The organism is Candidatus Woesearchaeota archaeon (genome assembly GCA_020854775.1).
GTDB lineage: Archaea > Nanobdellota > Nanobdellia > Woesearchaeales > 21-14-0-10-32-9 > 21-14-0-10-32-9.
In genome coordinates this window covers 1-18,957 of record JAHKLZ010000004.1, presented here as the reverse complement: position 1 = coordinate 18,957, position 18,957 = coordinate 1, and the positions used below count along the sequence as shown (strand labels likewise).

Here is an 18,957-nt window from a genome sequence, read left to right as displayed (position 1 = left end):
TTATTGTTTGTTTTTTTATTTATTTAATAAGTTTACTAAAATAGAACTAATAATTTTTTTTATTTGAATACTAGGCTTGCGAAGCTTATAAAGTTCTTTGTGTCATTGTTTAAGTCAGCTGTTGTGTAGTATTGTTCTAGTAATGATTTTCTTGGTTTAAGTATTAGCATTAGAAGTGTTATTCCTAAGTAATTGTTTGTGTTCATTCCTTTTTCATCTACGTATTTTAGGTAGTCTAATGGTTGGTTTTGTTGTATTAAGTCTAAGGCTCCTTGGTCTAATTCGTAAACTTTTTTGTGTGCGTCTTTCTCGAATGGTATGTATGAGTGGTTCGCTCCGTAACTAGTCATATTCGTTGGCACTATTATAGTCGCGGTCTTGTTTGTTTCTAGCAGTGTTTCTTTTATGTCTACTGCTAATTTTTTTAGTTCTACGTCGTGACTTATTAGTATTGGTAGTATTTTTATTTTTTCTATGTTCGAGTCGTATATGTATTGTAAGAAAGGTAGTTGTGATTCGATGAATTCGTCTCTGTCAAAGATTGGTTCTTTGTGTTTTATGTTTCCTTTTTTTATTATTTCTCTTGCTAATGCTTGATCCGTTCTTATTATTCCGTAGGGTGTTTCGTATGGTTCCATAGCTATGCCTGATTCTTGACTTGAATGTCCTATTATTATGAATACGTCAGGCATTTTTTCTTCTGCTATTTGTTTGTATGACCAAGCCGCGCAAGGACCGCTTATGTCATATGAGAATAAAGGCACGATTGCTCCTTTTACGTGCGTCTTAGAATTTGGTTTTGTTGGTAAGTCCCCCGGTCCTTTTTCTGATAAGAACGCTTTTTTTATTTGATTATTGATAAGTGTGGGTGCTCCCGCGTAGTAAATACCTGCTAACTTGTTTTTTCTCATATGATTCATAAAGAGATTTATGTATATAAAGGTTTCGAGATATTACTTTTTTATATTAATACTTTTAATTTTCTATGAAAACCGCACCTATTACTTTGTTTTGTGAAGGCATATTAAATGTGTATGGAGAATATGCGTAAGCATTTGAATCAATCCACCAATGTGAGAATTCATGATTATTTTTTCCTTGTGCAGAAAGATTTACTTCAAATCCTTCAGGAAGAATTAATTCTAAATATCCGTTTGTTTCACTTAATTTGTAGTGAGACATGTCTTGTTCTTGATTTAAGATAACTTCTCCTCCGAACCAAGGTTCTGTTTCAATAGTTAATTTTTTTAGATCAGGATTTGATAAGTAATTCATAGTTATATTTATATTTTGATTAATAACAAAATTTAGCTGAGTGTTTTCATAAAATTTTTCATCATTAGTCCAATTAACAAAAGCATGCCAAACATCATTTTGTTCTTCATATAATTTTATATTGTGTGAAAATTCTGAGTTTTCTTCAATAAACTGAGTTGAAATAAGTTCTTTATTTTCATCTAGTTTTTTAAACAAGGATACTTCGTGTTTTTGGATGCAATTAGAATAAAATTCATTTTCTTCACTAGATAATTCGCCATCCGCACATTCAAGAAGTATTGCTTCCCCACATAAATCAGGATTATTTGCTTCTTTTTGTAGATAAACATAATTTTTTGTTCCGGAGAACCAATTTGAATCTTCATCATCTATTCTTATTGAACAGTTTCTTCCAAGTCCGAAGTCCACGCTCGCGTCAGGTATGTCTTTTAATCTTAGTAGTGATGTTAATTCATTAAGTTTTAGGTTTTCACGTTGTGATCCTCTGATTTCTACGAATATTATTTGAGTGTAATTTTGAGGAATCCATAACGCGTTTTCTACGTTGTATTTAGTCTTAATCATATCTACTAAGAAAGCGACGTTCGAAGTTAAATTATTGTATTCTACTCTTATTTTCTTTATGCCTCCTATGTCTTCTGATTTACCTATGATTGATCTGTTATTTTGTTTTGATATGAATACTTCTGATGTGTCTTTGTATTCTGTGAAGTTAAGAAGATTCAAATTAATGCTTGTAACATCTGTTTCTATGGTTCCAAATAATTTTTTGAAAAAATTAACTAATGAATCCCACATCCTTGCAAAGAATCCTTGTTCTAAGTTCTTGTAAGATAGTATGAACATGTTGAATGGTTTGTTATAGTAAAGCATTGGTTTGTTCTCATTTGATTCGCACTTAGTGAAGAATTCATTATGATTTGGATTAGTAGGAACGTTTGAACAATCCCACGTATAGCCTGCTAGTGCTGGGAAGTTAAGAATGCTATCTAAGTTATTAACAATTGGATCCCTAAGATTCTTAGATTCAAAAGCTACGTAGATGTCTCCGCTGACTTCTAAGCCTGGTGGTAATCCTATTAAGTTATTGTTAGATCCTCTTCTTAGTAAGCAGAATGATCCTAGTAAGTCTTTATTTACTGGTTCGTCATAGTTAATTGTTTTCTCCATGTCTCCGCAACTTATTGTGAATAAGTTCTTCGTGGTTGATTTATTTACTATTTCTAGCATGAACGCAGCCATTAATGATACTCTGTTAAAATCATCTATTTTAATCCATCCTTCATCTCTTTGACATATCCATCTTCCTCTAATCGTGAAAGGTTCAACTATTTCTGCGTTTTCTAATGCGTCTTTGAATGTGTATTCCTCATTGGTTTCACCGTCAAAAATAAAATTAATATCATCATATTGATCAGGATTTACTTCGCACAGGATTGGTTCGCCTCCAAAGAACAACAAACCTTTTTCTTGTATGGATTCTGTTCCATAATTCTTTGTTATAGTATTAGCGATTGTATCATCGTGACGCACCGTTTTTCCATTCCAACAAATACCTTCTCTGTCAACCCAATATTCTCCTTCATTATCTGGTAATGTGTCGTCTCCACAACAAGCACTTCCTGTCCAACCATAACTTATTACTCCGTTACACCCATCCATGTAAGGACCGTACTCATTAATTATCATATCCTCGCTTCTAGGTTCAAAGCCTTCAAAGAATCCTGAGTCATTATCCGCGTTAGGACCGTCAAGGTTTTCTAACCAAGTTCCCCAGTTACCTGAACAGAACCTAGGCTCAGAATTTATGTCTAAATTATTATCTGAATAAGATCTTAAGAACACGTTATCTATTAAGAAATCTATTGTGCTTCCTTGAGGTATGTCAAATGTTAGTACTATTTTGTAAGCTTTAGTTCTATCAAATTCGTTTGTTGAAGTAGAACTTCCATCCATAGGTACAAAATCTATTTGTTCTTCATCACCCTTTATTATTCCTTCTGAGAATCCTGGTTGAGTAATGGCGTGGCCTTGATTTAGATTTATTATTACGTGTTGCCATCTCTTATTATCTACTGTTATTAGTTCGTTTAAATCAAATGATATGTTTTTTCCTTGTGTGTCAACTATTACTAGGTCTTTCAAGAAGTCTTTGTTGTTTGTAGCGAAGTCAAATTGTAAATAGTCAAAATTAGTAAGGTCATATCCTACGCTACTAAGTGCGAATCCTAAGTGATTAGCGTTGTCATATTTATTATTAGCGTGTCCTAGAACTTGTAATAGTCCTCTAATATTAACTGTGTCAAAGTGTATTAATGAATGAGTTGGGCCTCCGTCCATTACGTATCGTGATAATACATATCTTTTTGTGAGCATATTGTTATTTTCGTTAAAGCAACCTGTTACTGAGCCACAGCATTCTTTAAAGAATCCTTTTCCTACGTCTTGATAACAAATGTATGATTGGTTTCTTACGTAGCTTGCTAGTATTGTTTCTGGAGATAATGTTACTCTTCCTAAGCAACAATCAGTACCTATTGTTACTCCTAAACAGATTTCGTTAGCTTGTTCAGAATAAATTTTTCCTCCTATTTCTAAGCACATTCCTTGTTCAAAGTTTTCACAGTAAGCATTTTGACCTAAACAACAAGCGCCATCATCTGAGTTTACTAATTCTCCGTTTCTACAATATTGAGTGTTTAAATCACAAACCTTAGTATCGTCTGAACTAGGATAGTTAAAATTTAAGCTTAAATGAATTGCTTCACAGCTAATCGTTGTATCTATAGAGTCACCTAAGCAGTTCTCAGGTGAAATACAATCATCTTGAGGAATAATGTTGCTATCTCCTTCTCCGCTAGCTCCTGTTTCTTCATCACAAATAGGATCGTAAGGGAATCTTATACAATAATGTTCTAGGTCCTCATTTGCTAATGATTGTAAGTAATTAAATAGTGATGTCCATTCGTCTTCTCCTATTTTTACTTCACAAAGTCCACATTGATCTCTGAATTCATCAGAGGCTCCTAAGTCATGTCTTAATATTTCTCCATCACTGCTTTTAGGACAGAACACGAATCCTTCAGACGCATCATAGTATTCTTCATAACATTCAGCTATTTCTCCTACTTCATAATCACAATCTTCTACATTAGAAAAAAAGTTAAAACTAAATATTGTATCTGTACACATTGGATTAGTAAGACTGTCTGGGCTTGGAAAAGTGTTAAATAAACTTATATTGTTTTCACCAAATTTTCCTTCGTTATAAGGATCACAATAGAACCATTCTTCATAATTAGATACGAACATCGTGTCATATCCGTACATTAATATTCCAGGGTGTAAAGATGCTTCGCGCCACGTATAATTTCTAAATGGAGCACTAACAGGTGGTTCATTTCTTAATCCTCCTTCTAGTTTAACAAAGTTTCTGGAATTATCTAAACATACAAATAATCCGTCAGGAGTTATATAGCCTAAGTCATTATATTCTATATTTTGTGTGTTCCAATTGCAAGAATTAGTGTTAGTACCTGGAATTGAAGCGCCGTTACATTCAGCACTAGAAAATACATGTGGAAAACTCTTTGTTTCAGTGTTATATACACCATAGATTGGTTCGCAGTACCAATCATTAATACACTCAGTTTCATCTTTATCAAAACAATACTCGCTCGCATCATATTCACTGAATACGCATTCATTATTATAATCTACTGAGCAAAAAGGAGGCGATCCTGGAGCACAACCATTAGGCACACAGTAACTATCTCCATAACATGACATGTCTGTTGCGCATCCATAATCATAACCCGCGTATTGGTCGTAACTACAAGAATTAAATTGATTTTCGTTGTAAGTTGTTACGCTACAACTACAACTTCCTATTCTTAATTTATTATCTCCACATACCAAGTCGTTTCCATCACTAGCTGAAGGATTAAACCAAGCAATGTCTGTATCTGGATAATTGTTAATGTTTGGATAATAAGTTCTTATGCTTGAATCCCAACCCATGAAGAATGCTGCTTGGTCTTGATGATTCATTCCGTAACAATCAGGATCAGCCATGTCTGGTAATCCGTCTCCATCTGAATCCGCGTTAGTTCCGCCTGTGTTACAGTACTCATACATCATCATTCTTTTTTGTTCATCTGTTAATCCTGGAATGTTGTCAGGGTTCCATTCCAAAACTTGTTGATTACATATGCCTCCTGGACCTCCTAATCCTACAGTTCCTGGTAACGCACCACCTCTATCAGCTCCTGGATCTCCTGGACTACCTGATGATCCTCCTTCACAAAAATTAGGCGGTAATTGAAATAAATCAGGATTTTCACCTGTGAAACTAAATAATATTATTCCTCCAGCGCCACCACCCCCTGCGCCACCACCACCACCAAAACGATCACCATTACCAGATCCTCCTTTTCCACCAGATCCTCCAGCGCCACCTATCGCCGTAATTTTACCTTGACTACCTGTACTTATATCTGCTAAATTAATTTTTATTTCTCCAGCACCACCACCACCTGATCCTGGACCTCCTCCTTGACCACCATATCTTCTACTGCCTGAAGTATCTGCTCCATCTTGACCATCTCGACCATCTTCACCATCAACAGAAATAATACCATTTAGTACTAATTTGTTTAAATTTAAAACCACGAAGCCTCCTGCTTTTCCACCAATATAACCATTTCCTGCTTGAGTTCCTCTCCATCTACTACCTATAGATCCTGAAAATCCACTAGCAGTACCTCCGTGTATTCCTATTTTTCCGCCTGCTGCTCCTGCAGCACCGCCTCCGCCAAATCTATTATCTTCATTACCACCTACTCCTCCTCTTCCTCCTGAACCTCCTCTTGAAGCAGATAAAGTATTTGGAGACTTATACCACGCTCCTGTTCGTCGAACTGAAGAAGGTTCATTAGCTGAAGTTGCAGAATAAAGTACATTATTACTATATGGCGCATTAAAAAATTGCAATATAATATTTTCTTCTATTATTAATTCATTAAAATCAAAAATTTTTGGATTATTACTATTATAAACGCCTTGTGTTTGACTAAGTGTTACGTTTTGACTTGTAGAAACTTTACAAGTAACATCATCACCACCTTGAGTACAAAATCCGTTAGTTCCTGAAGTCACACACCAGATTCCTCCTTCTGCGTTACAATCTTCTAGGTTTGTTTGTGCGTTTGTTGTGGTTGTGAATAAGATTATTAATGATAGAATTATTAGGGTTAAAGTTATTTGTTTGTTTTTATTTAGAGTTGTATTTTTTTTACTTTCTTTTTTCAAGATTCACCCTCTTTTGCGTATATGTTTGTCTTGTTGTGTTTTTGTATTTAAATGTTTCTTTTTTATTTTTTTTCTTAGAATTGTTATTTTTTTAGTTTTTTTTTATTTGTTTTTATTTAAATTTTTGTTTATTTCTGTGATTGCTTTTTTTGCTGTGGATTCGTGTCCTAGGGTTCGGATTAGGCTTTTTTGTTCTTCTTGTGCTCTCATGTTTTCTGGTTTTGTTGCTAGGCTCGCGATTGCTATTTTTAGTTCGTATTTCTTTATGAGTTCTAGGTTTTGTTGTATTCTTCCTATGATTTTTTGTGGTTCTTTGTTTGTGATTAGTTGTTCTGTTGATATGATTATTGTTTTGTTTTGTTCTTTTATTTTTTTGGCTAGTGCTTGGTTCATTCCGCTTCTTCTGTAGTGGTGGTTGTCTTTTTCTTCTATGCTTTCTAAGTCGTAGATGTGTGTGACGTGTTTGTTTTCTATTGTTTGTAGGTTTGCTTTTGCGAAGTTCATTCCTGTTTTATTCGTGTTTTTTAGGATTAGGTTTGCTGTTGTTATTTTTGTGTTTGGATTTTTTTGTTTTAGTTCTTCTAGGTATTCTTTTTTTGGTTGTTTTTTTGGTTCGTATAGGAATATTATTGATGTTGTTTTTAGTTTTTTTGCTATGTCTATGTATTCTTGTTCGTTTCCGTTCGGGATGCAGATGTCTGTGAATTCGTTCATTTTGTTTTTAAGAATGTTTTTTTAGTTTATAAGTTTTTTAGTGTTTTGTTTTTTTTTGTTCTTTTATTAGGGCGTAAATCCATTCGTCTACGTATTTATTAGCTTTTTTTTCTCGTTTTCTTAGTAATCCTTCTTTTGTGAATCCTTGTTTTTCAAGAACTCTGCAGGATGCAAGATTATATGAGAACACTTTTGCTTCTATTCTTATAATGTTAGGATTTTTAAATAAGTGTTCTAGGAATTCTTTGAGAGCTTCTGTGACATATCCTTTGCCCCAATATGGTTCGCCTATCCAATAACCTATGCTTACTACGTGTTCTTTTATTTTTTCGTATCCTATCATCCCTATTAATTCTTTATTAATAGTTATGGCGAAGTTTTCTGTTGATTCTTTTTCTTTGTTTATTTTAATCCATTTTTGTGCGTCTTTTAGGGTATAGGGGTGTGGAAAGTTATCTGTGAGATTTAACCATATTTTTTTGTTGTTCCCGATTTTTGAAAGTTTTTGTGCGTCTGAATCTTTTAATGGTCTTAGAATTAGTCTTTTTGTTTTTATTTGTTTCATCTTCAAAAAATATTCTTTTTTTTATTTAAAAAGATTTGTGTGCGCTTCTTAACGTTTCTGTTTCTTTATATTCTTGGTTCTTGTTTTAGTTTGTTTCTGAATTTTTGTGTGTGTTTGTTTATTTTTTGTTTTAGTTTGTGTGTGGCTGGTTTTATTTTTTCTCTGTGTATTTTTTTTATTTTTCTTTTTGTTTCGTGTGATTTTTCTAGTATTTTTTCTTTGTATCTTCTTGTTTTTATTCTTGGTTTGTTTGGTTTAATTTTTAGTATTAGGAGCGTCGTCGTGGTTATGATTATTAATATTATTAGTATTATTAGTATTGTTTTTGCGTGATTTGTTTTTTTTGTTTCTTGTTGTTTCAGTGTTTGTAGTGGTAGTCCTGATGCTTCTAGTATTTCTTTTGTTCTTGGTTTGTTTGATGTTATGAGTGTTTCGTCCCAGAATTCTGCGTCTGATATTCTGTCTTCTTCGAAGTCTTGAATCGTGTATATGTTAGTGCTTATGTATGCGTATGGTTCTTTGTTCACTGTGTTTTCTATTATCACTACTTCGTAATTTCCTTGTAGCATTGATGATATTCCGAAAATGGTTCCCCACCAGTTTATTAGTTGTGTGTCGTATTCGTTTGCTGAGCTTGTTTCTATGCTTATTATTATTTGTTCATTGTTTATTTTTATTTCGTTGTATTCTATGTTTTCTAGGCTTAATACTTTTTTTAGTATTTCTTCGTTTTTTGAATCTGTTTTGTTAGAGCATCCGCTAATTATTATTAGGGTTAATATCAGCATCGTGATTATTGTTTTTTTCATTTTTAGTATCCTGTTATTCCGTTAGGATCGCAGTTTAGTGGGTCTTCTATGCATTTATTTAAGCTAGTGGTTCTTCTTGCTCTTTTTGTTGCGAATTTCACCGTGGCATCAAATGTTTCTTTGCTTACTGTTGACATCGTGCTTCCTAGTATTGGGACGTAGGAAGTTGCGTATTCTAGTCCTTTTCCTAGGAATACTGCTCCTTTTAGTACTTCTGCGTGTCCTTCTTCGATTTTTCCTTCGGCTAATAATTTGTTGAATTCTTCTACTTTTGAGTATACTTCGTTTACTTCGTCATATATTTTTTTGAATTTGTCTATTTGTTCATTTATTGCTTGGTACTGCGCGGATGCTCTGTCATATTTGTTTTTCATGTCTTCTAGTCTTGACATTTGCCACTTCATTTCTTCGCTTCCTCTAGAAAATGACCATTCCCACGCGTGACTCGTCGCAGCATTTACTGCTTCTTGTGCTTTTCCTGATCCGTACGTTATTATGTTATTTTTCATGTCATCTATTAGTTTGTTTGCTTCTTGGTCTATTCTTTGTAGTGTTTGTTTTTCTTCTTTTATTTGTTCCATTCTTTGTAGTAGCTCAGTTACTGTTGCGTCTTTGTTTTGTCCTCTGAAACTCGTGAAGTCTTTCGCTATCATTCTTTTTAGTTCTTCGTCTTCTACGTCTTCGAATAGTTTTTCTCTTTCGTTTCTGAAATAATCTCTTTGTATTTCTGGTGGTGAATTAGAGTACATTAAGTCTTGTTGTTTTTTTAGTTCTCTGAGTTCTTTTTGTAATTCTTGATTTCTCCAGTCATATTTTAATTTGTTTTCTATGTCTCTTATTTTGTTTTGTGTTTCTGATAAGTCGCTTAGTTTTATTGTTTTTCCTATGCTTTCATAGCATTCTTCTTTATTGGTTCCTCTTAGCATGTCGCATGCTTCAAAGTTTTTTTCTTGTGTCGCTACGCTTATTATGCAATCATTTTTTTCGTAGGATCCTTCTCCACCTATCATTTTTAAACAATGATTAGGATCGCCTGTGCTTTCAGCTACCATTAAGTAGCATTTGTCTTTTGGCGGGTTTGATTTGTCAAATCCTTCTGGTGCTTCTATTTTTTCGCAGTAGGATGGGTCTCCTCTTTCTACTGCTAAGTCTTGGTAGCAGTGTCTTGAGTCTGGGTCGTTCGCGCATGGGTCTCTTGATGGGAATTCGAATTCGCATTCTGAGCTTGCTAGCGTGAATAGTACTAGTATTAGTAGAATTCCTTTTTTGTAATAATTATTTTTTGTTCCCAACATTTTTTTGTTTTTTATTTGTTGTTTATATTATTTTTCTTTTTTGTTTTTTTTTTTGGATAAATTATTTAAACTCTTTAGTTGTTATTTGTTTCATGGTTAAGAATAAGGTTATTCTTGTTATTAGGGATGGTTGGGGTTTTCGTTCTTCTAAGAATGATAATGCGATTGCTTCTTCTGATACGCCTAATACTGATTTCTTGATGAAGAAATATCCTAATGTTTTGGTTAATGCTAGTGGTGAAGCTGTTGGTGTTCCTAAGGGTTATCAGGGTAATTCTGAGGTTGGTCATATGACTATTGGTTCTGGTAGGATTATTTTGCAGTCTTTGGAGCGTATTAATAATAGTATTAGGGATAAGAGTTTTTTTAGTAATTCTGAGTTTTTGGGTGCTATTAATAATTGTAAGAAGCATGGTTCGTCTTTGCACATCGCGGGTTTGCTTCAGGAGGAAGGTGTTCATAGTCATATTAGTCATTTGTTTGCTTTGCTTGATTTGTGTGAGTCTCAGAATTTTAGGGATGTGAAGCTTCATTTGTTTACTGATGGTAGGGATTCTCCTGTTACTCATAGTTTGGTTCTTGTTAGGAAGGTTAAGCGTAAGCTTGTTTCTTTGGGTTTTGGTGTGATTGTTAGTGTTTCTGGTAGGTATTACGCGATGGATCGTGATAAGCGTTGGGATCGTACTCGTAAGGTTTATGATTGTGTTGTTCTTGGTAAGGCTTCGGATTTTGATGATGTTGAGTCTTATATTAAGTTAAGTCATGGTGCAGGGGTTACTGATGAATTCATTGTTCCTGGGAAGCTTAAGGGTTACGCGGGTTTTGGGAAAGATGATTCTTTTATTTTTTTTAATTTTAGGACTGATAGGACTCGTCAATTAACTAGGGCTATTGTTGAGCCTTTTTTTGGTGGTTGGTTTAGGTGTAGGAAAAAGGTTTTTTTTGTTGGTATGACTCAGTATTATAAGGGTATGAATGCTAGGATTGCTTTTAATGAGCAAGTTCTTAGTGGTCTTCTTGGGGGTGTTGTTGCTGGTAATGGTTTGAAGCAGTTGAGAATTTCTGAGACTGAGAAGTATGCTCATGTTACTTTCTTTTTTAATGGTCAGGTTGAGAAGCCTTTTAGGGGTGAGCGTAGAATTCTTGTTCCTTCTCCTAGGGTTGCTACTTATGATTTGAAGCCTGAGATGAGTGCTTTTGAGGTTACTTCTTCTTTGGTTAGGGAGATTGATAGGCAAGAGTTTGATTTCGTTGTTGTTAATCTTGTTAATGGTGACATGGTTGGTCATACCGGCGTTGTTAGTGCTATTAAAAAAGGTGTTGAGGCTGTTGATTCTTGTGTTGGTAGCATTGTTAGTCATGGTTTAAAGAATGGTTATGATTTGTTGATTCTTGCTGATCATGGTAACGCGGAGGATCAGACTCCTGCTTGGCGTACTAGTCATACTGTTAATCCTGTTCCTTTTATTTTTGTTTCTGATAATCCTGATTTTAAGAACGTGAAGTTGCTTAAGGGTAAGGGTTTGCGTGATGTTGCGCCTACTGTTCTTTCCCTTCTTGGTTTGCCTAAGCCTGATGAGATGACTGGTGAAAGCATTATTAAGTTCTAATTCTTTTTTTTTAGAAGTAGTGTGCTATGTAATTCGCGTATATTTGGTGTTGTGTTATTAGTTCTGGTTTTATTTCTTGTTTGGTTAATTTTATTATTTTGTTTGGTTCTGTGTATTCTTTGAATCCTCTGTATTTTTCTTGGTGTGGTTCGAGTTCTTTCATGATTATTTCTATTGTTTGTTCTATGTTTGTTTTTTTTAGTGGTTCTTGTTGTTGGTTTAGTCTTGTTATTGCTGTTGATACTATGTTTATTGGTTGTATTTTTACTAGGTCCAAGCACTTTTTTCTTGTTTCATATGCTATTATTTTTCTGTTTGTGTCGGGACTTATTAGTATTGGTTTGTCGAATGATATGTATATTTCTCCTAGGTGAGTTGTTTTCCATTGGTTTAGGTCTTTTACTGTGAATGTGTATGTTCCTGAGTTTTTTGCGAATTCATTTATTTCTAGTAGTTTTGAGTAATCAACGTTGATAGGTATTATGTATACGTCTGTGTTTTTTGATGCGTTTATTGCTCCTTGTAATATTGATGGTTTGAAATCTTTTACTAGTCCGTCTCTGCTTCTTGTTCCTTCTGGGAATAGCATTATGTTTCTGTTTTTGCTTAGTATTGTTTCTGTTGTTTGTATTATTTTTTGTATTGCTGCTTTAGGATTTTTTTCTCTTTCCACCCATATTATTCCTGATCGTTCTATTACGTATTTCAGGATGGCTTCTTTTATTCCTGTTTCTTTTTTTATTAGGTTGTTTCCCATTAACGCGAAGGGTGTGTCTCCGTCGTATTTTGTTATCGTGTAGGGTATTCCTACTGTTTCCCACATGCTTCTGTGTGGTCCTGCAAAGAATAGTGCGCAGTCTTTTTTTTGGTTTTGGCGTTTTATTAGTTCTTTTGTTTCTTTTGGAACTTCGTATTCTTTGAATGATGTTGTTTTAATTAAGGGCCACGCGAATGTTTTTGATAGTGCTAAGCACAATGTGTTTCTTCTTCTGTTTTTGTTGCTCATTTTGATTGTTTTTTTATTTCTTCGTATTCTTCAAATGATTTTATTGCTAGTTCTTTTATTCTTGGTATTGTTTTTATTTCTTGTAATTCTTTCTTTGTTATCCACTTATAATTTAGTATTTCTTCTTCTTGTATTTTTATTTCTTTTGGATTTGTTGGTTCTGCTATGTATTCTATTCTTTGTATTTCTTCGTTGTTTTTTTTGTGTGTCCAAATCATGAATGGTTTGTCAGGTTCTTTTTCTTTGTTTAATATTTTTATGTCTAGGTTGGTTTCTTCTTTGATTTCTCTGTGTATTGCTTTTGTTATTGTTTCGTTTTCTTCTACGTGTCCGCCTGGATGCATCCATATATTTGCTTTTTTGTGTAGTATTAGCAATAGTTTGTTTTTGTGGAATATGAATGCGTTCGTTGTTGTTTTCATTTCTTTTAAAAATGATTAGTTTTTTAAATAATTGTTGATTTCTAGTTTTCCTTCTTAAGTATTAACTTTAGAGTATGATTGGACGCGTTATGCGTTTTTATTGTTTTTTTAGATTTTTTTATGTATTATTAAGGTGTTGTTATGAGAAAAAAGAATTTGGTTAAGGTGTTGGCTTTAAGTAGTCTTTTGACTTCTCTTAGTATTTGTAGTTCTAAGTATGTGTCTCTTGGTTCTGTTATTTCTGATACTTTTTCTTCTAGAAAAATTGAGGCTTCTAGTTTAGAAGCTATTTGTGAGCCTAATGTTGATTCTTTGAGGAACGTTGTTTATTCTTCTGATTTTGTTTGGGATGATGATGCTTATTCTAATTATAAGTACTTGGTTGATGATACTGTTTTTGGGGGTTATTCTTTGGCTAGTAGTTCTTTTAATAGGATTCATGTTTTGACTAAGAAAGGTAGTGATATTTCTGATGAGATTAATATTTTGGGAAGGAGTGATTTTGCTGATTTGTTAGGTGTTAGGGTTGGCGAGGTTGGTTCTGCGAATGATCTTTTTGGTAATCTTCAGTTATTTGGTGAGTTGTATGCCAGGATTGCTAGGGAGGAGGGTGTTGATAGGCGTTTGCTTTTAGCTGTTGCTAGTGTTGAGTCTCGTTTTAATCCTTATGCTATTTCTAGGGCTGATTGTTTAGGTCTTAATCAGTTGAGTCCTTATGTTTATTTGGATTCTAATCCTTTTGTTCATGAGGATAATGTTCGTGAGTCTGCTAAGTATTTGAGGAGTCTTCAGCGCAGGTTTGGTAATGATACTTTGGCTTTGACTGCTTATAATAGGGGGCCTAGTGCGCTTAGCAGAGTTATTAATGATGCTAATTCTGAGGGTTTTTTTAGTGCTGATGATATTATTAATTTTGAGAAGAATGGTAGATTTGTTTTGCCTAAGGAGTCTAGGGAGTATGCTGATAAGGTTTTTATGTATAAGGAATTAATTAGGTTGTATCATCCTAATAATGGTGAGTCTAATTTTTTGGCTTTGTATCGTTCTTTGGAGAAGCAACGCCAGGATAGAATTGATAATATTTAATAAAGAAAAAAAAAGGTTTTTTTATGCGAATAGTTCGCATCCGCTTATGTCTGATAGTCTTGTTAGTTGTTGCATGCCTGGGTATAGTTGTCCGTTGATTTTCCATGTTGGGTATCCTGTGATTCCTTCTTGTTGGCATGTGTTTCTGTTTTGGTCGCAGTCTATGAAGTTTATGTGTTGCATTGATTCTTGGAACATTGTTTTTTGTTGTTGGCAGAATCCGCACCATTCTGTTCCGTAGAATATTGCGCCTTGTTCTGTTAGGCACTTGGCGAATTCGTCTAATTCTCCTTCTCCTGCTACTACGTTACTTGTTGGTTTTGCTACTATGAATACTATTGTTCCTATTAGTACTGCTAGTATTCCTGCTGTTGCGTATAGAAGCACATTATTTTTTTTTGTTTCTTGTTTTTTGTTTCTTTTGCCCATTTTATTAAGTCCTCTTATTTATTTAGGGGTGTTTTGTTTTTGTTTATTTATTTTGTGTTAATCTTTAGATACCTTTATAAAGTTCTTTTTTCAATTCTTCATTTGAATAAAAAAAATTAATTGGAGGTTTTTATTATGTCTTTTTTGGAAAATGTGAAGGATTCTTTGAGAGCTATAATTTTTGATGATAAAGCTATTAGTAAGTTGGCTAATAGTAATAGTGCTACCGGTTTTGGTTTTTTGACTTTGGCTCTTTGCTGGTGTGGCTATGGCGATTTCTGCTTTGAATGTTACGGGTTTGATTTTTATGCCTATAATTTTGATAATTAGTTTCGTTATTGGTTATTCTATTTATCATTTCATTGCGAAATTTCTTTTTAAGGGTAAGGCTACTGGCGCTCAGTATTTTAGGTCTTTGAGTAATTGTTTTATTTTGTATTGGTTCGCGTTTATACCTGTTATAGGTGTGTTTTTGCAGTACATTATTGGTTTATGGATTTTAGGTCTTAATGTTTTTGTTTTGATGAAGGTTCATAAGTTAGCTGCGTGGAAGGCTGTGTTGGTTTTGTTAATACCTATTATTTTGTTGTTAATTCTTGGTTTTGGCAGTTTGTATGGCGCGATGAGTCCTTCTTATATGGTTCCGCCTAACGCTTAATTATTTTTTTATTTTTTTATTTTTTTTCTTGGTTTTTTGAATAATATTTATAAAAAAGTTGTTATTTCTGAGTGATTATGAGTTTTAGTTTGCGTGAAGAAAAGGAATTGTCTGATTTTTTTAGGCCTTTGCTTAATAAGATTGAGAGTATAAGCTTGGTTAATTGGTCTGCTTCTGATATTAGGGAGAAGTTTGGTAAGCAGAGTCTTAATCAGATTTTGGAGAGTAAAGAATTATTTTATATGCAGGCTTGTTCTCCTTTGACTTTGGTTTTGAAGGATTACATGGAGAAGGAGAGTGTTAGTTCTGTTTTAGTGGTTGAGGAGCTTTTTGATTTTAGGTATGGTGATTTTGGTCTTCATTTTGGTTTGGAGTTTGATTTTTTGGATTCTTCTTTTTTTGTTCATTTTAAGGAGTTGAAGAATGTCGAGGTTGGTAAGGGTTCTTATGTTAGTGATCAGAGTCGTGTTAGGACTGAGCAAGTTTTGAGGTTTAATGGTGTGTTGGATCCTGATAAGAATTTGTTTGAGAATGGTCGTAGTATTCTTGGTTCTTTGAAGTATTTTGATTTGGATAAGCAAGTTAATAGGATGATTTCGCATAATAGTAATCCTGATGTTTATGCTCGTAGTCTTAGTTATATTAATAGTGGTTTTGGTATTAGTTTTCTTAAGTAGTCACTGGACATTCGTGGAGGTAGTGTTTTTATAGTTTTTTTGTTTATTTTTTGTTATGATGTTCGTTGTTCGTTGTGATAGGTGTGGTAATGATCAAAAGGTTGCTCCTCGTATTAAGGGTAGGTGGGAGGTTTCTGGTAAGAGTAAGCGTTGTGTTTATTGTGGTAAGACGTTTAAGATTCATTCTGATTTTTCTAAGACGAGGATTGTTAGGGAGCTTCCTGTTTCTTGGTGATTTATTTTGTTTTTAGATACTTTTTTTAATAAGTTTTGATTTCTTGTTTTTATGAAGGTTTTTGTTGAGCGAGATAAGTCTTGGAAGGAGTTAGAATTTAGTGGTACTTATGAGTCTTTGTTAGAGTTGTTAGGCGTTAATTCTGAGGAAGTCTTAGTTATTAAGAATAATGAGCTTGTGTCTTTGGATGAGGTTTGTGAAGGTGATGATGAGCTTAAGTTGTTAAGTGTGGTTTCTGGTGGTTAGGTTGGGTTGTTCTGTTTGTTCTGATAAAGTTGTTATGTCTGGTTTTTGTAAGGTTCATTTCTTGGATTATTTTGAGAAAAAAGTTGAAGATACTATATCTAGGTTTGGTTTGTTGGATAAGGATGATAGGGTTTGTGTGGCTGTGAGTGGTGGTAAGGACTCTGTTGTTTTATTGTATTTGTTGAATAAGTTTGGTTATGATGTTTCTGCTTTGGCTATTGATGAGGGTATTGAGGGTTATCGTTCTGAGACTTTGGATTTTCTTAGGGTTTTTTGTTCTTCTTATGGTGTTCCTTTAGTTATTAAGAGTTTTAAGGATGAGACTGGTAGGGATTTGGATGATATGCCTAGTCATGGTTCTATGTGTAATGCTTGTGGTACTTTTCGTCGTTTCATGTTGAATAAGTATTCTCAGGGTTTTGATAAGGTTGCTACTGGTCATAATTTGGATGATGAGGCTCAGGCTGTGTTGATGAATTTGTTTAAGGCTCAGTTAGATTTGTTTGATCGTCAGGGTCCTATTACTAGGGAGAGTGATGGTTTTACTAGGAAGATTAAGCCTTTGTATTATTTGCGTGAGAAAGAGATTCTTGCTTTTGCTTTTTTGAAGGGTTTTGATGTTCCTTTTGTTGAGTGTCCTTTTGCTCGTTTGAGTTTTAGGTCTAAGGTTAGGGATTTTATTAATTCTGCTGAAGTAATTAATCCTGGTGTTAAGGATAATATCATTTCTACTTTTTTGGATTTGAAGATTAGTAATGATTCTCCTGTTGTTACTGGTACTTGCGAAGTTTGTAGTTTTCCTTCCGAGGGTAATATTTGTAGGGCTTGTCGTTTAAAGGAAACTTTTTAGGTTGTTTTTTTTGACTTAAATATTTATATAATGATTAGTATTTCTGTTATTTTATGTTTGTTAATAAGCAGAACAGCGTTGTTTTTGTGGATTTGGATGAGACTTTGTTTCGTACTTTTGCTAAGGTTAAGGTTTTTAAGAATGGTTCTTTGGTTAGGGAGTTGTCTAATAAGGAGTATAATTCTTATGTTCTTGGTGTTGGTGAGGTTTTTGATTTTTCTGAGTTTAGGGATGCTTCTTTTTTTAGGGAGACTTCTGTGCCTATTCCTGAGACTTTGTCTTTGGTTAAGGATTTGTTAAAAAATGTTGATGTTGTTAATTCTAAGATTGTTGTTTTGACTGCTCGTGAGGATTTTCAGGATAAGGATACTTTTCTTAAGACTTTTTATGATCATGGTATTGATGTTTCTGATAAAGATGTTTTTTATGTTGATAGGGTTGGTAATATTAAGAGTGGGGAGAGTATCGCGGTTCGTAAGAAGTCTAGAATTATTAGTTATTTGAGTTCTGGTTTGTATAGGTTTTGTGTTTTGATTGATGATGATTTGGCTAATATTGATGCGTTTCTTGATTTGGCTAATGATGTTCCTAATTTCGTTGTTGATAAGGTTAGGGAAGTTCATGGTTTGGATGGTGATGTTCCTGTTGGTTTTCTTGCTTTGCATGTTCAAAGTGATGGTTCTTTTAAGAAAATTGTTAAGTGATAATTGGTTAATTTCTTGTTAATTTTATTGTGTTTCTAAATTTGTTTTTATTCTGTGATTTTAGTGGTTTTTTGCAAAACATTTATATATTAGTACAACCATTATAGGTTTTAAACATATTAAAACTTGTTTAGGTTGTACAATTGTTAACGAAAAAAGAATATGAAATTCTAGAACTTAGAAGTAAGCAAAAGCTTACTCAAACCGAGATAGCTAACAAACTAAAAATTTCTCAAGCAGCCGTCTCAAAATTCGAAAGAAGCGCACACAAAAAAATCAGAGAAGCACAAAAAATCCTAAACATCACCCAGAAACTAAAAATCAAACTAGAGGACGAACTATAAAAAAAAATGGTTATCAAAACAAAAAAAGCGGAAGGTGAAACACGTTGAAACTACGTTTTAACCTACCAACAGTATTCGAAAGCACGATCCGCATAGAAGGCGGAACCCCAGAAGAAAATCGTGTGCTAACCTCCGTAGATACTCAAGGTAATGCTGAATGGAAACCATTAACCGAAGTGCTAGACTCAGTCAGCGGACTATACCATGAAGGAGATGTACAACCAGGACAAATCACGTTCTGGACCACGACACCCAACACAGTAAGTGGGAACAATGACTTGTTCTGGGACAACACCAATTCCAGACTAGGAATAGGAACAACCACCCCAAGTAATGATTTAACAGTAATAGGCGAAACGTGGCTAGGAGGAGACACCGCTGTTGACGGCGACTTAGGAGTAAGCGGAGACCTAATAGTAGACACAAACACCTTATTCGTAAACACCACCACGAACAGAGTAGGCATAGGCACAACGACTCCAGGAACCGAACTAGACGTTAACGGAACAATCACCGCGACAGGAGGAACCAGTACGAATTGGAATACGGCTTACACTTATTCACAAACAGGTCATTTACCTTTAAGTGGAGGAACACTCACAGGGAAATTAAATTTGCCTGCGTCAATAACTGATTCTGCTTATTTGAATTTACCACACGGTTTGACACCCACCACTCTAGTTAACGGGGATTTTTGGACAACAACAACTAGTTTAATA

Annotated in this window: 20 protein-coding genes; 11 read left to right on the top strand and 9 right to left on the bottom strand. The window is 34.1% G+C overall.

The features are described 5' to 3' along the window. Window positions 1-59: 59 nt before the first annotated feature. The 6 genes from amrB to KO361_00460 form a co-directional block, all read right to left on the bottom strand. Entirely contained in the window at window positions 60-911 is an 852-nt protein-coding gene (amrB, locus tag KO361_00485) for an AmmeMemoRadiSam system protein B (protein MCC7574055.1), read from the bottom strand. Between the two features lie 64 nt (window positions 912-975). Continuing rightward, a complete protein-coding gene (locus KO361_00480) occupies window positions 976-6,588 on the bottom strand; it encodes a hypothetical protein (protein MCC7574054.1) in 5,613 nt (1,870 codons plus the stop codon). Between the two features lie 102 nt (window positions 6,589-6,690). Continuing rightward, window positions 6,691-7,302 carry a hypothetical protein gene (locus KO361_00475; GenBank protein MCC7574053.1) on the bottom strand — a complete coding sequence of 204 codons (612 nt, stop codon included), beginning with the start codon at window positions 7,300-7,302 and terminating at the stop codon, window positions 6,691-6,693. 37 nt (window positions 7,303-7,339) lie between these two features. Next, window positions 7,340-7,867: a GNAT family N-acetyltransferase gene (locus tag KO361_00470; GenBank protein ID MCC7574052.1), complete on the bottom strand. Its 528-nt coding sequence runs from the start codon at window positions 7,865-7,867 to the stop codon at window positions 7,340-7,342. A gap of 65 nt (window positions 7,868-7,932) precedes the next feature. Then, the gene (locus KO361_00465) at window positions 7,933-8,676 is read right to left on the bottom strand and encodes a hypothetical protein (GenBank protein MCC7574051.1); all 744 of its coding nucleotides are present in this window, start codon (window positions 8,674-8,676) and stop codon (window positions 7,933-7,935) included. A 2-nt stretch (window positions 8,677-8,678) separates the two neighbouring features. Then, the gene (locus tag KO361_00460; GenBank protein ID MCC7574050.1) at window positions 8,679-9,971 is read right to left on the bottom strand and encodes a hypothetical protein; all 1,293 of its coding nucleotides are present in this window, start codon (window positions 9,969-9,971) and stop codon (window positions 8,679-8,681) included. Between the two features lie 92 nt (window positions 9,972-10,063). Here KO361_00460 and gpmI point away from each other — a divergent pair, with 92 nt between their 5' ends. Further along, window positions 10,064-11,581 (top strand): 2,3-bisphosphoglycerate-independent phosphoglycerate mutase, encoded by a 1,518-nt coding sequence (gene gpmI, locus KO361_00455; protein ID MCC7574049.1) that lies wholly within the window; start codon window positions 10,064-10,066, stop codon window positions 11,579-11,581. A 10-nt stretch (window positions 11,582-11,591) separates the two neighbouring features. Here the strand turns inward: gpmI and KO361_00450 are convergent, their stop codons facing one another. Together KO361_00450 and KO361_00445 are read right to left on the bottom strand one after the other, a co-directional pair. Further along, the gene (locus tag KO361_00450; GenBank protein ID MCC7574048.1) at window positions 11,592-12,587 is read right to left on the bottom strand and encodes a 1-acyl-sn-glycerol-3-phosphate acyltransferase; all 996 of its coding nucleotides are present in this window, start codon (window positions 12,585-12,587) and stop codon (window positions 11,592-11,594) included. Further along, a complete protein-coding gene (locus tag KO361_00445) occupies window positions 12,584-13,009 on the bottom strand; it encodes an NUDIX hydrolase (GenBank protein ID MCC7574047.1) in 426 nt (141 codons plus the stop codon). The genes KO361_00450 and KO361_00445 overlap by 4 nt, the downstream gene beginning before the upstream one ends. 141 nt (window positions 13,010-13,150) lie before the next feature. On the opposite strand from KO361_00445, the gene KO361_00440 reads away from it, so the two are divergent. Next, on the top strand, window positions 13,151-14,095 hold the full coding sequence (locus tag KO361_00440) for a lytic transglycosylase domain-containing protein (protein MCC7574046.1): 945 nt from the start codon (window positions 13,151-13,153) through the stop codon (window positions 14,093-14,095). A 21-nt stretch (window positions 14,096-14,116) separates the two neighbouring features. On the opposite strand, the gene KO361_00435 is transcribed toward KO361_00440, so the two are convergent. Beyond that, a complete protein-coding gene (locus KO361_00435; GenBank protein ID MCC7574045.1) occupies window positions 14,117-14,524 on the bottom strand; it encodes a hypothetical protein in 408 nt (135 codons plus the stop codon). 135 nt (window positions 14,525-14,659) lie between these two features. Here KO361_00435 and KO361_00430 point away from each other — a divergent pair, with 135 nt between their 5' ends. From KO361_00430 to KO361_00390, 9 genes are all read left to right on the top strand, one after another. Further along, a complete protein-coding gene (locus tag KO361_00430) occupies window positions 14,660-14,854 on the top strand; it encodes a hypothetical protein (GenBank protein ID MCC7574044.1) in 195 nt (64 codons plus the stop codon). After that, entirely contained in the window at window positions 14,832-15,182 is a 351-nt protein-coding gene (locus KO361_00425) for a hypothetical protein (GenBank protein ID MCC7574043.1), read from the top strand. The genes KO361_00430 and KO361_00425 overlap by 23 nt, the downstream gene beginning before the upstream one ends. Window positions 15,183-15,259: 77 nt before the next feature. After that, window positions 15,260-15,859, top strand: a complete 600-nt coding sequence (locus tag KO361_00420; GenBank protein MCC7574042.1) for a hypothetical protein — start codon at window positions 15,260-15,262, stop codon at window positions 15,857-15,859. A gap of 55 nt (window positions 15,860-15,914) precedes the next feature. Continuing rightward, window positions 15,915-16,094 (top strand): hypothetical protein, encoded by a 180-nt coding sequence (locus tag KO361_00415; protein MCC7574041.1) that lies wholly within the window; start codon window positions 15,915-15,917, stop codon window positions 16,092-16,094. Between the two features lie 51 nt (window positions 16,095-16,145). Beyond that, window positions 16,146-16,340 carry a MoaD/ThiS family protein gene (locus KO361_00410; GenBank protein ID MCC7574040.1) on the top strand — a complete coding sequence of 65 codons (195 nt, stop codon included), beginning with the start codon at window positions 16,146-16,148 and terminating at the stop codon, window positions 16,338-16,340. Further along, the gene (locus KO361_00405) at window positions 16,333-17,190 is read left to right on the top strand and encodes a TIGR00269 family protein (GenBank protein ID MCC7574039.1); all 858 of its coding nucleotides are present in this window, start codon (window positions 16,333-16,335) and stop codon (window positions 17,188-17,190) included. Before KO361_00410 ends, KO361_00405 begins: the two co-directional genes overlap by 8 nt. 53 nt (window positions 17,191-17,243) lie before the next feature. Beyond that, a complete protein-coding gene (locus KO361_00400) occupies window positions 17,244-17,894 on the top strand; it encodes a hypothetical protein (GenBank protein ID MCC7574038.1) in 651 nt (216 codons plus the stop codon). Between the two features lie 143 nt (window positions 17,895-18,037). Further along, window positions 18,038-18,238 (top strand): helix-turn-helix domain-containing protein, encoded by a 201-nt coding sequence (locus KO361_00395; GenBank protein ID MCC7574037.1) that lies wholly within the window; start codon window positions 18,038-18,040, stop codon window positions 18,236-18,238. Between the two features lie 44 nt (window positions 18,239-18,282). Beyond that, the coding region (locus KO361_00390; protein ID MCC7574036.1) for a hypothetical protein at window positions 18,283-18,957 on the top strand (675 nt) is incomplete at its 3' end.